Raw genomic sequence first — 15581 nt, 5'->3', positions numbered from 1 at the left:
TTAATTGCCCTCTTTTTTCAGCCTCTTCGATAATAAAAAGCGCAACGCGATCTTTGATTGAACCTCCCGGATTCAGGTATTCTGCTTTTGCGTAGATGTTCATGTCGTCATTGGCCCCAAGCCCGATCCGAAACATGGGGGTCGCTCCTATCTGATTCAAAACTTCGTTTGAATTCATTTTAAAATTACCTCCATTTTTAAAAATGATACGTTATTTTTTAAGTGCCAACTGCACAACTTAATGAAAAGCTGTTATTCGGGAAAGGCAGGATAAAAAAGCCTGCCTGGCGGTATTGATGAAAAAATGCCCGCCTGGCAGGCCGATCAATTCAAAGGAATCGGTGGTATATCGTTTCCATGATGCCATCACTGATTTTGGAGCCTCATCATCCTCAATACCGTATATGGCCGTTATCGGTATGTTAATAGGCGCTTCCGCCTTTAGGGTGTACTTCTCCTCAATGGCAAGGTCGGCTCTGAGAATGGGGATATATATTTCCATAAGATCACTGTTTTCCAGCACACTCTCAGGCGTACCGGAAAACCGCCGCAGCTCCTGTATAAACGCTTCTTTGGGCAGGTGGTGTAAAGGAGAAGGTTCGGAAATATGGGGGGCCCTTGCCCCTGAGACAACCAGGTGGAGGGGAAGGGGCATTTGCTGCCGGCGCAGTTCCCGGATCAACTCAAAGGCAACCAGGCCCCCTGTGCTGTGACCGTAAAAAACAAAAGGTTTGTCAAACCATGGGCCCAACGCTGGTAACAACCGGGTCACCAGTTCATGAACATCTGCAATGGGTTCTTCGCCGATGCGGTTTTCCCTGCCCGGCGGCTGAACCCCGCACACTTCCACGGAATCCGGGAAAAACTGCGGCCACTTTCGAAAGGCTGCGGCACCTCCTCCGGCATAGGGGAAACAAAACAGCCGTAGAATCGCCCCATTTTTTTGATGCACCATCAAAGCGGGAGTTTCCCGAACATCTCCGACTAACTTAGATATATACATACTGATCTCCTGTTTTAATTCAGGGTTAAAATCAATTGCTGCCCCCCCCCATTGACCGTAGCTGTCAGGTACCAGACATATTGCGTTTCTTATCTGGCGCAACTATTTCTGGACGGAGCGGATTCGGTCAAAGGTGACCTGGCGATTGACCAACCATAGAACGCACATAAGCGCAAAAAAAACCAGGGCTGCGGATGAAAAGGCAATATTCCGGAAACCTTCAATCCGGGTATGAACGGGTGCATCTGTAATACCGTTGGCAAGAATTCCGTTGTTGTAAAACCGGACCCATCCGGCCCAGGCGGTCCCCAGAACGGCAACCCCGGCTGTTTGCCCCAGGGTTCTGGACAATATCAAAAGCCCGGAAACCACTCCCAGGTGATCCCAGGAAACGCCTCCCATCACAGCGCTGTGGCTGGGAGACATGTAAAATCCCATGCTCACCCCGATCAATACCATGCTGGCCACGCAGGCAATGCCTGTGGTTTCAGGGCCAATCCCATACCCCATGAGAATAAATGTAGCCAGCATCAGCAAAAGTGAAAAAAGTATGACGGCAGATGCGCCCATCCGGTCCGATAAAATACCGGATACAGGGGAGAGCACTGCCATGGCAACGGACATTCCCCCGAACAAAAAACCTATTCTGTCCGGGGCGTACCCGAGAATATCCTCAAAATAGAACGGTGCCAGTACAAAAACACCGCTGAGGGAAAAATAGAAAAGGAACAGGACAATTAGATTAACGCTCAATGCCCTGTTGCTAAAAATCGAAAGGTCTATCAGGGCTGATTCAATACTTTTTTCTCTTTTTAAAAAAAGCCAGGCGCAGATCAAGGACATGATGAACGCGCTCATTGTTTTTACATGGGTGAATGCCGTTTTCTGGGCCAGGGTCAGTCCTGAAAACAATAAAAACATACATAAAAAGAACAATACTGCTCCCGGTATATCAAACCCGCTTCTTTGAGGAGAATGGATGCCCGACGGTACGTATTTTCCCACCATGTATATTCCCAAGCACCCCAAGGGCAGATTCATGAAAAAAATCCAATGCCAGGACAAATATTTTACCAGGAATCCCCCGATAACAGGACCTGCCACAACCCCCAGGGATACCACAGAAGCCAGCATCCCCATGGCTTTTCCACGTTCGGCAGGCGGAAAGGCCTGGGTGGCCACGGCAAACCCCAGGGCAAGAATCATGGCTCCGCCGATACCCTGCACCACCCTGAACCCAATCAGCCACCATACAGACCCGGAAAGCCCACATAAAAGAGAACCTAAGGTAAACAGGATAAATCCGGCCAGATATATCTCTTTTTTGCCCAGGATATCACCCAGGCGTCCCATAATCATAATTAAACCGATGATGGTCAGAAGATAGCTGATCACCACCCATTGCACCCTGGTAAAATCCGTCATTAATGCCTTTACCACGGTGGGCAGGATCAGGTTCACCACGCTGCCGTCCACGGAAACCATGAAACCACCGGTCATCACTGCGCACAACACCTGCCATCTTTTTAAATAATCTTCAGAATACTGGTTCATTCTCACCTCATTTCCACCAATTGTAGGTTGATTTAATGTGCGGGGAGCGTCTAATATTCATTTTTCCATGCTCCCCCTGTGATGCAGGCTGTCTAAATCCCTTGAATTTCCAGCCCCCGGCCTTGTGCTGCTCATTCCATAACCGTGCGTATAATTGATCGTTGGCTAAAAGGGTTTCATGGTCTCCCTTTTCAGCCACCGCGCCTTGGTCAATGACCAGAATCTGATCGGCCCGGGCAATCGTTTTTAGGCGATGGGCAATGACAATGAGGGTTTTGGATTTAACCATCTCCCCAATGGCTTTTTGAATCAACAGTTCATTTTCAGGGTCCAAGGAGGCTGTAGCTTCGTCCAGAAGAACGATGGGCGCATCCTTTAACAGGGCTCGGGCAATGGAAATACGTTGTTTTTCTCCGCCTGACAGGGTGGAACCGCCTTCTCCGACGATGGTGTCATATCCGTTTTCCATTTGCTGGATGAATTCATGACACTGGGCGGTTTTGGCCGCACCCATCACCTCTTCTTTGCTTGCATTTTTTTTGCCGACCCGGATATTGTTGAAAATGCTGTCTTGAAAAAGATAAACATCTTGGAAAACCACACTGATCAGGCAGTGCAACGCTTCCGTTGGAATTTGACGTATATCAATACCACCGATGGTAATGCCCCCCTCATTTACGTCCCAGAACCGGGCAATTAAACTTGTGATGGTGGTTTTTCCACTTCCCGAAGGTCCCACTAGAGCTGTGATGCTGTTTTCAGGAAATCGAGCAGTGACATCCTTTAAAACCCTGGTTTCGGTGTAACCAAAGCTTACATTGTTAAACTCAATATCAAAGGTTTTCGGATGTTGAGATTTATCCGGCTCTTTTAATGGGGGTGTGTCCATGACATCGGTAATCCGACTGGCGGCAATATTCATATATCGTATCTCAGAAATAAAGGCGCCGAAGCTGATCAGGGGCTCAAAAAATTTATATCCGATCACCAGAAACATTAAAAAGATCGGAATGGAGATCTCTCCCTGCAGCAAGAAATGTACACCAAGAACCAGGAGACTGACAAAACCAAGATCCAGAATGGTCATATAAACCTGGATCGGTGCGCTTGCGGCGGCTTCCAACTTTATGCTGTCATTGCACAATTTCCGCATGATCCGGTCCAGGCGTTTAAAATTTTTCCCGGTGAGATTAAATGCCATGATCACCTTGATTCCCTCCAGATACTCAAGAAGTCTGGAAGAGGTAAGGTTGCGTGAAACCACATGTCTTTTCCCGAAATAACCAATAAGCTTCTGGGCTCCCCAAAGAGCGGGAAGGGCAAGGACTACTGATGAAATCATGAGCAATGCCATACGCCAATCCACTATGAAAAAAAATACTGCCATCATTAAAGGCAGAATAATGCAGGCAATGGCATCAATGAAAAAATTGCTGAATACCATCTCCACCTTTGCCATATCTTGGAGCAAAAGGGCTGAAATATCTCCGGGATCTCTTTGTTTAAAAAAACCAAGGGATAGTTTCCGCAGATGATCCCCAAGTGCTAGGCGGGTTTCCGTACTGAGGTTGTATGAAGAGATATAAGCACGGACATGGACCTTTATGGCCAGAAACAGATTGATCAACATGGGTATACCGATGGCTGTGAACAGAAAAATCAGTCGGGAAATATCAAGTTCTGATTTGGGTTTTAACAGTTCCAGCACCACCAGAAGCAAAATACCAAAAGGCATGCCTTTTAGAATCAAATGAAAGGCATTTAGAACCGTTGTAAAGTAGATATTTCTCATATCTCCTGCAATAACACGTATGGATCTCAGCATGACTCTCCTCCCTGCAAGCTCAATGTCCATTCTTTGGCTACAGTGTGGGCCTGCCACATGGCATGGTAAACATTTTCATTGTCAAGAAGTGCTTTGTGTCGGCCCTGTTCCACTATCTGTCCGTTTTTAATTACAATAATGTCGTCGGCATCGGTGATAGTGGAAAGACGATGGGCAATGACAATCACTGTCTTGTCCCTCATGATTTCGGAAAATGCCGCCTGAATTCTGGTTTCATTTTCCGCATCGGCATAGGCTGTAGCTTCGTCCAGAATAACAATAGGGGCGTTTTTTAAAATAATACGCGCCATGGAGATGCGTTGTTTTTCTCCTCCGCTTAAGTGAACCTCTCCGCCTTCACCAATGAGGGTGTCCAGGCCTTTGGGAAGCTTTTCAATAAAATCATGGCACTGGGAGGCGCGGGCGGCCGATTCTATGTCCTCCCGGGAAACATTCTCCATCCCCATGCGGATGTTCTCATACACGGTATCGCTGAAAATAAATCCATTTTGAAATACGAAGCCAATGTTGCCCATTAATTCATCGTGAGGGATCTCTTTAATGTTCACGCCACCCAATAAAATTTCGCCTTCCCTAATATCCCACATACGCAGTAACAGCTGCGCAATGGTGGTTTTACCGGCACCACTGGGGCCAACCAGTGCGGTAACCGTTCCCTCTCCAATGGTAAATGAGATATTTTTAAGCACATTTTTATCTCCATAGGCAAACGAAACATTTTTAAATTGAATGGTGGCATTTCGGGGATGTTTAGGGATGAGGGGGTCACTGATTTCCGGTATATTCAAAATACCGTCCATTCGGGTAATCCCTTCAAGTATGTGTCCCAGTTGCCCGCCCAACATGGCTAATTTAAAAAGAGGGGTCATATAACCGGATCCCAGCATTAGAAATAAAAAAAGGGTTGGTAAGGAGATGATGTCTTTTATATAAAACCAGAGCCCAAAGGGCAGGATGAAAAATTGTCCAGATGATGTAATGACGATGAACATGGCCCACGCAGGTGCCATATTCCGTGTGACCTCTTCTATAAAATGGCGGTAGGCATAAACCGCCTCTTTTAAGCGGGTAAAGGATTGCACGGTCTGGCTGAATATTTTAACCACCGGCATTCCCCTGATATATTCCACAATGGTGCCGTTCATATTTTCAAGAGCGTTGTGATATTGTTTGCGTCTGTCCTCCTGCCCGTCTCTGTCAAAGGCTTTCTGCTGCAGAAAAAAAGCCAGGGGCAACGGCAGCAAAGCCACCAATGCCATATGCCAGTCTACGCAAAAAAGATAAATGATGATCATCACCGGCAGCATCATGCCGGAAACCAGATCCGGAATATGGTGGGCAATGAACTGCTCAATCTCTTCCACATCCTCATAAAGAATTTTTTTTATTTTTCCGGTCTGATTGGCGTTAAAAAATCCCATGGGAAGTTTGCCCAGATGCTCGACCAGAGCCGTTCGGAGCCCATAAAGGATTTTAAAGGCCGCCACATGGGAAAGCATGAATGCCGCAGTCATAATTACATAGCGCAAAACAACTACACCTGCCGCAATCAGGGCCAGGTTCTGAACATAGAGAAAATCCTGCGAGCCGAAATCAGGATTTAGCAGTCTTACCATCACAATATAAATAATAATGTAAGGAAGAAGAGAGAATGCTGAACCGATCACGGCAAGAACAGCGGATATAATCAAAAGCGTTTTTTTTGTCCCGGCAATTTTAAGCAGCCTTAAAAATTTAGAATGGCTCCCTAACTTCATGAATACCTCCTTTAAATTCAGGACGTCCGATATAGGAAACAGTAATATTCTTATTCATTCGTTTATTGTCGATCTTGTGCCTTTACGGATGCAGATTTTACTATCTCCGCAACATCCATTATTTTTATCATATCACCTACGCCTTCGCTCTCCACGGCGTCTTCCAGCATAATCAGACAAGCAGGGCATGAGACTGCAACAATTTGAGCCCTGGTTTTAAGGGCTTCCCGAACTCGTATTCTTGCTGGGCTGTTTTCATCCCCCCCCATCAGATCGGTAAACACGTTGCCGTTGCCGCCGCCGCAGCAGAATGCATCCTCTTTGTTTCGCTCCATTTCCACCAACTGAATGCCTGGAATCTGTTTGAGCACATTCCTGGGAAGATCATATTTTTGATTCCATCTCCCCAGAAAACACGAGTCATGGTATGTGACCTTTACCGGATTGCATGTCGATGATAGATTGATACGATTTTTTGATAAAATGGACTGTAAAATTTCAAGATAATGGAAAACAGCAATTGTCTCCGTTCTCTTTTTATAATAATGCTTCATTGCATGAAACCCGTGGGGAGAATAAGCAATGATTTTTTCTACTCCCCTTTCTCTAAAGGTCGTCATGTTTTGTTCCATCAAGTATTCAAAAAGACCAGTCTCTCCCATATCCCGTACCTCATTGCCATCTGAAATCTCTTTCTCCCCCAATACCCCGAAAGAGACACCGGCTTGCAGAAACAATTGTCCAAGAGCACGGCAAACCGCGTTGACACGTGGATGATAGGAAGCGATATCACCGATGTAATATAGATATTCCTTTCCGTCATCATAAATGGGGATATGAGTTTTTTTAATCCATGCGCCTCTTTTCCGTTTAGATTTTTTCCACGGATTGTAAAATGCATAGATGTTTTCAAAATATGTCTGAACGCTTTGTGGTAGAATGGACTGTTCCACCAATTCTTCTCTGGCAGCCCTAACTATTCGTAAAATCTCATCTTTGAATTCAAGACAGCAATGCGTCGTGCAATTGCCACACATTGTACAAGAATAGAGGATATGAGCATAATGCCGGGAAGGCGCAAGGGTCTTGTTCGCTACTGCCCGAATAAGCCACAATCGACCGCCGGGAGAATAGCTCTCCATCCGGTAACGCTGATAAGAAGGACAATTGATATGGGAATATGCTGTCGGCAGTTTACAGTATCCGCATCGAAAACATCTATGTAAAAAATTTTTATACGCTTCAAGGGCCATGGTTTATATATCCCAGTGCCCAGGATTCATTATTCCGTTCGGATCCATCATCTTTTTTACCTTTGCCATCAAAGTTTTTGTGCCAGGCTCCATCCCTTGCAGAAGCATCTGTTGCTCTTTAATAGAAGGTTTCCAAGGCACTCCACCAAGGTCAAGAGCCATTCTATTTGTGGCAATCAGAGCCTGTCGACAATTGTCCAGACTCGTCTCATCGGAACGATTGAAAGGGTACATAAACGTGAATATCACACTATGTCCTATTCCAATATTGCGGATGGTAAATGTCGGAGCGTCAAAATCATAGTTTTCAGCGATTTTGCAACCTTTTTGATAGGCTTCTGGTATGAGTTCAAGCGGAAAATTAACTCCCATGTATTCAAAACCCCCTCCTTTTTTCACATCCGCGATTCCCATTTCATACTTAGGTTCCGATAGGAAATTCTCATAGAATTTAGGCGGAAACATCTCCCTTGGGAAATTAACAATATCTTTCCCCTTGGACTTTGTCCGATGTAATATTTCCTTAAACAGCGCAACCTTTAAGTCAAATTCACTTTGTGTGTCTGCAGTTATATATACAACGAGAAGATTGGTCAGCAATTCACGTCCCGGCATTCGATATATTAATATAATAATATCCTCTGTTAATTCTGTTTCTGCCAATCTTTTTATAGCATAGGGCATGACATGGTTATCCGGTAGGCCGAAACAAAGCATATCTCTCATCCTGTGCCGGGGATACAATTTTAAAGAGAGCCGGGTCACCACGCCAGTGGTGCCATACCAATTGATGAACAATCCTGTCAGATCCGGCAACGGACTTTTACTGAACCAATAGTCGGACACCGCGCAGGAGCCCGTACGACATATCTCGCCATTGGGCAGAACAACCTCCAATCCATTGATCATCTCCGGGTGCACTCCGTATCTTGATAAATTTCCGGAGCCATTAAAAATCGCGTTTGCAGTAACTGTAGCCGTTGGCGGTGCATCCGGCACTGAAAAACGCAATGCAGGATGGTTTGTTTTTAAGTAGCCAAGCAAATTTCCCAGGGTCACCCCAGGTTCAACCACCACGTAGGGGCTATCTTCATTCACCTCTATAATGGAGTCCATCCGTTTCATATCCAATACAATTCCGCCCCGATTAGGTATAGTCAGGCCGGAAAGATTTAAACCGGCCCCCATCGTCGTTACCGGAATTTTATGCTTATTAGCAATATTGAGTACCTGTCTGACTTCTTCAGTATTTGCCGGCATCACCAGGTAATCCATCTGCCCGGGTTTTCCAGACCCCAGATCCCGGGAATAGAGAAAAAGTTCTTCAGGCTGATCAGAGATAAATTCTATTCCCACGACCTGCGCCAAAGATGCATAACTAGTTGATTTCATTTTTGAATACATACCTTATTCTACAACCGACTTCCAAACTCAGTCAAGCATTGCAAAGAGATGGGGCTTGACCTTATCGCCTTGACCATCGCTATAAATACCCCGTTGTCAAGATAGGTAGTCTGCCAGCCTCTTGGCCAGTGCAAGTATAGTCAATAATGGAGGAATCGCAAATGACTCAGGCAGAACACTTGCGTCTGCAACATAAAGATTATCAATACGTGTTTTAAGGTTTGAGTCAACGACATCACCGATTTTACATGTTCCCCCAGGGTGAACGCCTGAAATCTTGGTAAACCAGATATCTTTTGCCCCAGCATTTTCCAGAATTTTTCGGGCCATAGCCTTGCCCTTCTCAAGTTTTTCAAAATCTCTCTTGGAAAGCGGTTTATGGACTTTTCCGTCGGCATCAACGGATCCATTTAGATCGTCCACGATTTCAACAACAATAGACAATGCTCTTGTTCGTTTAATAATTTTTATGGCCTTGGACTGTGTTAATACGATCTGCTGATAGACTTGCGCCGGGATAGCCATATCACCAAGAGAGAACTGGCCATCAAACAGGACGCCTTCCTGACGGCTCACTTCCTTTCCAGATAACTCCCTATCAACATAACCGATGGCGATGACATAGGGTTCATTGAAAAAATTTTTTCCTGCCTCATTGATTCCTGATTTAATCAAGATAGCTGGTGATCCTACTCCACCGGCCGCGATAACGACAGTATCTGCAGAAACCGTAATCCTCCTGTTTTTTTTATCCATAGCGACGACACCGGTAGCCCTGCCGTTTTCGATGATCACTTTTTCACAAAAAGTTTCGTTCATTAAGGTGCCCCCGTTATCAATGGCATCCAGAATCCAGCTGCGGGCATCCCATCTAGCGCCTGTTTTATCTCCAAACAAATATGCTTCGTGCTTAAATTTTGTTGGATCTTTAAAAAATCGATCGATTTTATTCCACTTAATGCCCAGTTCCCGGGCTGATTTGCTAATTAATTTGGCAGCGGGCCCCATCTGTTCATCCGTTAAAGGCTTTATGATGATTTCTTTCTTAATTGAATTTACAGCGTCCCCAAGGTTAATCCCATATTTATGGAATGTATTTTTTGGGGGGTCCCATGATACCCCTCCATAAGCCATGGAACTTCCACCAGTAGTTATGCATCTAAGCATTGTCATTACAGGTTCCGAACTTGTTTCCAGAAAGCCCCGTTTCTTATGGGCGATTCCACCAAAAAACCTGAAAGGATCTGATACGATTTTTCCATCAGGGGCATTGTCTTTTCCCCATTCCATAATTGTCACTTTTCTACCTTTTAAACTGAGCTCTCTTGCAACGGTTGCGCCTCCGGGTCCAGAACCGACTACAACAACATCTGTTTCCATTTTATTATTCTCCTTAAAATCATTCATTTTTTTATGAGCTGTATGAATTTTGAGTAGCAAAACTCGCTGGATTGAATCAAAAGTGTGAAGTAGAAATAAAGAGCACCTGATTTTTATAAACAGAAATTTTAATTTGTATGAACAGATTTAATCTCTATAAGCGCCAGGCCAAGTTGATACCGATCTCTCTGGGAGGGGAATAGATGGTGTAATAACCACTATAGTAACCATCTGAATCATACTCTTTATCAAAAAGGTTTTTAGCATAAAGGTAAAGATCAAAATGATCTGTTTCATATCCAATCTTGGCGTTAACCACCTGATAGGCATCTCTGGAGAACTGATTGGCCTTATCAAAATACATTTTGCCATAGCCGTTGAGATCCATTCTGGCATAATAGCCATCCTGATGCCGATATTGAGCCCCGATGTTGTAATTATATTTGGGGGCGTATGAGTTAGTGTTACCGTTGTAATCCCCTTCATCATCACTAAAACTGTCAAATGTCGTGTCATTGTACCCATAGGAAGCAAAGAGATTCAAGGCCTGGGTAACTTTGTACCTGATTTCCACTTCCACCCCTTTAGAAGTGGCCTTGGCGGCATTGGAGCGATACGACTGAACAGAATCTACGGCAGTATTCACCTGCATGTCATTAATATCCATGTAGTAGATGGCGGTGTTAAAGATTAACCGGCCATCAAAAAAAGAGGTCTTGCTGCCGACTTCATAAGACCAGAGCGTTTCCTCATCATAGGATAGGGGCGATCCTTCGGGAGCCAGAGAATTGAAACCGCCTGACTGATAGCCTTTAGCAACGCTTCCGTAAAACATAACCGCAGGATTTATCCGGTACTGGAGGGAGAGTTTCGGGGAAAATTCACTGAAGTCTTCCTCAAGATTAACCGCAAGATCATCATCATCAAAACTTTTCTCCTCCAGATCATAGCGGAGGCCTGAAATGAGGGACAAACGCTCGGTTAAGCCCCAAGTGGTATGTACAAAAGCGCCTACAGACTCGCCATCGAAGTCCCGATCTACAGACCTTGTGCTGCTGCTTGCGGACATCCTGGTTTTGAAATTATTTCTGTCACCATCTCCATAGATTCCCGCAAGCCAGGAGAAACGATCTCCGGCATTGCTAATGCGAAATTCCTGGGAAAATTTCTTATACACGCTATCGTTGTTCGAATGAGACCCCACAACCGGCGAAAAATCCCAATCTCCACCAGAATCAAACCTGAATGTTCTGGCGGTGGTGATGGACTCCAGTTTAAAGCTTGAAAATGCATAATCCATTTTTAGTGCTCCCATGGTGGAGCTTGAATGATTGTAACCTTGAAAATCGGAGCTGACCTCTCGTTCATTTACACTGGAACCAAGGCCCATATTGGAACCGTCATCATCATACTTGAGATATGAAACAATAGCTGAAATGGAAAAATTTTCGCTGGGTGTTGAACGAAGGTGGATCTTACCGTAGTTGTGCTCCCTGTCATCATTATTTCCTCCGAGCAATGAGTTATGAATATAACCATCCTTTTCATAGTGCAGACCTGAAACGCCAATAAAGAGTTTGTCCTTGATGATTGGGCCACTGGTACTGAAATTGTATTGTCGTTTGCTATCTTCCCCAATCTCAACCCCGACCCCAGCCGTAACCTCATTGCCGGGGGAACGGGTAATCACGTTGATAACACCAGCTTCTGCATTTTTTCCGTAAAGCGTCCCCTGCGGGCCTTTCAACACCTCCACCCGCTCCACATCCAATAAAATTTCGTCAAAACCTATCCCGGTGAGGACGGGGATACCATCGACATAGAGACCCATCGTGCTGTTATTAGAATCAATATCTGTCGAAAGCCCTCGCACTGTGGGAGGTGTCTGACCTGACAATCCGTTATCGAACACCATAAGGTTGGGAACAAAAGGAGCGATATCTGAGATGGAATCCACTTGAAGGTCTTCCAGATCAGTTGAGTCAAATACGGAAATGCTGATAGGAACATTTTGAAGATCCTCATCCTGTTTCTGAGCAGTGACAGTGATAGTTTCTATTTCATACTCATACTCATCCATATTCTCCTTCTTTTGGTTGACGTCCTGGTTGTCAGATTCCGCCTGAAGCGGTGTTAGAAATGCCAGTAGCAAAATTAAAGTTACTGCAAGGATTAAAACTCTTTTAAAAAAATTCACCCTTACAAAAAATAAATCTACATTTTTTTTTGTCATTCTTTTTTCTCCTTTATTTTTTTTATTAATATTCAATGATGTCCGGTTAGATTTTTGCTTGCTCGGTGATTGAAATCTTTTGATCTTTGACAGTATTGTCCCTGTTCCAGTCTGGTGAAGTATCCTGGTCGTGCCCGGTTAGATCATTTAAGATGGCGATTCGCAACTGTCGAACCCTTTTAATGGATATCAGCTCACCCAGTTCTGCATGCTCCTTTGACAGACAATCAACGGCCTGCGTATAAAGATCCTCGAAGACAAATTGCAGTTGTTCAAGGCCGCGATGATTGACTGCCTCGCCAAAACTGCTGCGACTGATACCTCCGTCCGGGGCAATATTTTCTTTGGCAAAAATATTCTCCCCAAGATCTTGAACTAAATGCCGGGCTGATTTGTGTTCCTGAAGATGAAAATAAACCAGGGCTTTTATCTGGTCTTCGAATGTCATTTTTAAAGGGCGATCTCCTCGGGATTGTAATTCAGGTGCTTGTAAAAGCGACATTACCAGGGGGCGAAGGAATTTGTTAAAATTCAGGGACTGTATTTGCTTTTTGGGGACTGAGATGTGCGTCATTTGGACTCCTTGAGTAAAATTTTTCAAGGCGTACAAAATTTTTACGCACATTTGTCAACATAAAGATGATGTTTTTTTGAATAAATTTAGCTGTTTTTTTACATGCAATTCCCTAACCGGACATTACTGATTAATATTAAGTAAATCTAATAGAATTCTAGGATCATAATCATTGTTTGTGTTGTAATTATTGATGTCCATTTTCTTTGTCATGGGGGCAGAACCAGCACCTTTTCCGTTCAAAGGGATATGTTGGCAAGGATATACGATGAAATGATTTATTGCTGTTGAACTGTTTCCAATTGATGGTCATACCACGAGAATATAGGGTTCCGACTATTTCTATAAGCTGCCTTAGAATATCTTCATCGTTATCTGAGATATGGTGTAACTCTGTGGCGGGAAATGCCTTTTTCCATTTTTGAATCCGATCTGGTGCTACGCCTAACGCTACAACGCTATTACATTTTTTTTGCAAAAAGAATTGTTCCATGTTCTCCTGAGAATAAGGCTCATTGCATCGTCCCAACCAGTATTTCAGATTGTTTACTTCATCATTGAGCAAACACCTGCCTTGACGAGCTGAAAATAGTTTTATTTGCGATGAAGCAAGGGAGGGACAGGTCGAATGTTTCCCAGTATCCAACCCTTTTTCCCCAGGCGTCGCGCCAAGGGAAACCATATTCAAGGCTTCGCTAAGAGTGAATCTACCCGCTAAGCAGGCGGCAACAAGTTCTCCCACACCTACTCCCATTACAATCAAAGGGAAGACGCCCCAGGAAATGAATAGCGCGAGAATACTGTAAAGCTGTGCAAAAACTTCAAGATCAACGCGGGAATTTTCCCCGGCTTCCGGGTCTTTCCTGCCTGACGGATAGAGAGCGGTTCCATGATGAAATTTTACGATCTCACTGCACTGGTCAAATGCCTCCCGGAATACGGGAAACTGTTTATAAAGCCCCACAACTGACTTGCCGAAATTCTCATCGGATAATATAAAACCAATTTTCGGTTCAGGAAACAGCTCTCCGGCCACCATTAAATCAAGTTGGCCCAACAGCTCTTCTTTTGATGAAACCGTAGCAAAAAATCGATACGAATAACGAGTTCTGCTCAAATTAGTGGTAACACATATGTCAGACAGGGAGTGTTCTGGATGGGCTATCAGAAAGTTCTTGTAACGTCGAATCATTTCTTCAAGAGAATCGGCACTTTTTGCAGAAAGGGTAAAGAGATGAAACGATTGTAATGCATTACTTTGGAGAACTATTTTCTTGGGTTCCTCAATAATGACATGGGCATTGGTGCCGCCAATTGCAAAAGCGTTGATGCCGGCCCGCAATGGTACTTCTCCGTTTTCCCAGCCGGAGAGTGAGGATATTACGAAAAAAGGGCTGTCGGAAAGTGCGGGGATGGGCTCACAGTAGTTCAGGCTCGGTGGAAGCTGCCTGTGTTTCATCGCCAGGACGGTTTTTATAAAACCGGCAATCCCCGCAGCCTGGGTCAGATGTCCGATATTTGTCTTAACTGAGCCGATACCGCAATAGGACTTTTTTTGCGTATACTTCCGGAAAACCCGGGTGAGCGCCTCGACTTCCATTGAGTCGCCGATGAAGGTACCAGTCCCGTTGGTTTCAACATATGATATAGTATCTGCCGGAATACCGGCTACCTGGAGAGCCTCATGGATCACGGCCGCCTGCCCTTCGATGCTAGGTGCCCGGAACCCTGCTTTTGAAGAGCCGTCGTTATTCACTGCGCTTCCACAAATCACTGCATAGATCTGGTCGGAATCAGCAATCGCATCCTCATAGCGTTTGAGCACAACCAGACCAGTCCCGTTTCCTAGCGCGCACCCTTTCGTTTTTATGTCGAAAGCCCTGCAATGCCCGTCTGGGGTGAGGGACATTCCCTCCTCAAAAAGCATGCCCCGTTTTTGAGGCACATAAATTGCCGTAGCTCCCGCTAGTGCCATATCACACTCTCCGTTTTTGAGACTTTCGCTTGCCAGATGTATAGCTACGATTGATGCCGAGCAGGCGGTCTGTACCCCAACACTGGGCCCTTTAAGATTGAGAGTAAAGGAGGTACGCGGGCAGAGCTGATCTGCAATGGTCCCCAGAACACAATCAAAACTTTTGGAGGTTCCCAGACGTACCATGAGTGGAGCAAGCACCTTGGGGTAGCCACTGTTTCGCACGCCCCCAAAAACGCCAATGGAACCTTCATACAATTCAGCATGGTATCCGGCATCTTCCAATGCCTCATAGGCGCACTCCAGAAAAAATCGCTGCTGGGGATCCATCAGTTCTGCCTCTTCCATGCTATAATTGAAAAAATCATGATCAAACAGATCAATATCGTCCAGAATGCAGGCTGCATTCACATAGTCCGGGGAGTTGTATAGATCAGGAGAAACACCTGATGACTGAAGCTCTTTTTCTGAAAAAAAACTGATTGATTCCTTTCCACACTTAAGGTTCTCCCAGAATTCATCTGGACTTGATGCTTGCGGAAAACGGCAGCTCATACCAATAACAGCTATTAATTCTTCTTGTTTATCCACGTGTATTTCTC

The 15581-nt window shown here is 44.8% G+C and carries 11 protein-coding genes; all 11 read right to left on the bottom strand.

Annotation, left to right across the window (positions count from 1 at the left end):
• Positions 1–178 (bottom strand): pyridoxal-phosphate dependent enzyme (locus AB7U36_RS02105; protein ID WP_428158154.1); only part of this gene is annotated, 178 nt, incomplete at its 3' end.
• Positions 179–238: 60 nt separating this feature from the next.
• On the bottom strand, positions 239–1003 hold the full coding sequence (locus tag AB7U36_RS02100; RefSeq protein WP_428158153.1) for a thioesterase II family protein: 765 nt from the start codon (positions 1001–1003) through the stop codon (positions 239–241).
• A 102-nt stretch (positions 1004–1105) separates the two neighbouring features.
• On the bottom strand, positions 1106–2557 hold the full coding sequence (locus AB7U36_RS02095) for an MFS transporter (RefSeq protein ID WP_428158152.1): 1452 nt from the start codon (positions 2555–2557) through the stop codon (positions 1106–1108).
• Between the two features lie 7 nt (positions 2558–2564).
• Positions 2565–4382 (bottom strand): ABC transporter ATP-binding protein, encoded by a 1818-nt coding sequence (locus tag AB7U36_RS02090; RefSeq protein WP_428158151.1) that lies wholly within the window; start codon positions 4380–4382, stop codon positions 2565–2567.
• Positions 4376–6160, bottom strand: coding sequence for an ABC transporter ATP-binding protein (locus tag AB7U36_RS02085; protein WP_428158150.1), 1785 nt, complete (start codon positions 6158–6160; stop codon positions 4376–4378). The genes AB7U36_RS02090 and AB7U36_RS02085 overlap by 7 nt, the downstream gene beginning before the upstream one ends.
• Positions 6161–6222: 62 nt before the next feature.
• Positions 6223–7413: a (Fe-S)-binding protein gene (locus tag AB7U36_RS02080; protein ID WP_428158149.1), complete on the bottom strand. Its 1191-nt coding sequence runs from the start codon at positions 7411–7413 to the stop codon at positions 6223–6225.
• A gap of 3 nt (positions 7414–7416) precedes the next feature.
• Complete coding sequence (locus AB7U36_RS02075) at positions 7417–8805, bottom strand: FAD-binding oxidoreductase (protein WP_428158148.1); 1389 nt, start codon at positions 8803–8805, stop codon at positions 7417–7419.
• A gap of 108 nt (positions 8806–8913) precedes the next feature.
• Positions 8914–10197, bottom strand: a complete 1284-nt coding sequence (locus AB7U36_RS02070) for a GMC family oxidoreductase N-terminal domain-containing protein (RefSeq protein ID WP_428158147.1) — start codon at positions 10195–10197, stop codon at positions 8914–8916.
• Positions 10198–10351: 154 nt separating this feature from the next.
• Positions 10352–12430: a TonB-dependent receptor gene (locus AB7U36_RS02065; RefSeq protein ID WP_428158146.1), complete on the bottom strand. Its 2079-nt coding sequence runs from the start codon at positions 12428–12430 to the stop codon at positions 10352–10354.
• Positions 12431–12476: 46 nt separating this feature from the next.
• Entirely contained in the window at positions 12477–13031 is a 555-nt protein-coding gene (locus tag AB7U36_RS02060) for a hypothetical protein (RefSeq protein ID WP_428158145.1), read from the bottom strand.
• A gap of 160 nt (positions 13032–13191) precedes the next feature.
• On the bottom strand, positions 13192–15570 hold the full coding sequence (locus tag AB7U36_RS02055) for a type I polyketide synthase (protein ID WP_428158144.1): 2379 nt from the start codon (positions 15568–15570) through the stop codon (positions 13192–13194).
• Positions 15571–15581: the final 11 nt, after the last annotated feature.

It is taken from the genome of Desulfobacter sp. (assembly GCF_050177295.1).
The sequence above is the reverse complement of the archived record's forward strand: the minus strand, read 5'-3'. Positions and strand labels throughout refer to the sequence as shown.

What these genes read in the sequence shown, in the direction of transcription:
- AB7U36_RS02100 (WP_428158153.1), bottom strand. Translation starts at nt 1,003, where the DNA reads ATGTATATATCTAAGTTAGTCGGAGATGTTCGGGAAACTCCCGCTTTG.
- AB7U36_RS02095 (WP_428158152.1), bottom strand. Translation starts at nt 2,557, where the DNA reads ATGAACCAGTATTCTGAAGATTATTTAAAAAGATGGCAGGTGTTGTGC.
- AB7U36_RS02090 (WP_428158151.1), bottom strand. Translation starts at nt 4,382, where the DNA reads ATGCTGAGATCCATACGTGTTATTGCAGGAGATATGAGAAATATCTAC.
- AB7U36_RS02085 (WP_428158150.1), bottom strand. Translation starts at nt 6,160, where the DNA reads ATGAAGTTAGGGAGCCATTCTAAATTTTTAAGGCTGCTTAAAATTGCC.
- AB7U36_RS02080 (WP_428158149.1), bottom strand. Translation starts at nt 7,413, where the DNA reads ATGGCCCTTGAAGCGTATAAAAATTTTTTACATAGATGTTTTCGATGC.
- AB7U36_RS02075 (WP_428158148.1), bottom strand. Translation starts at nt 8,805, where the DNA reads ATGAAATCAACTAGTTATGCATCTTTGGCGCAGGTCGTGGGAATAGAA.
- AB7U36_RS02070 (WP_428158147.1), bottom strand. Translation starts at nt 10,197, where the DNA reads ATGGAAACAGATGTTGTTGTAGTCGGTTCTGGACCCGGAGGCGCAACC.
- AB7U36_RS02065 (WP_428158146.1), bottom strand. Translation starts at nt 12,430, where the DNA reads ATGACAAAAAAAAATGTAGATTTATTTTTTGTAAGGGTGAATTTTTTT.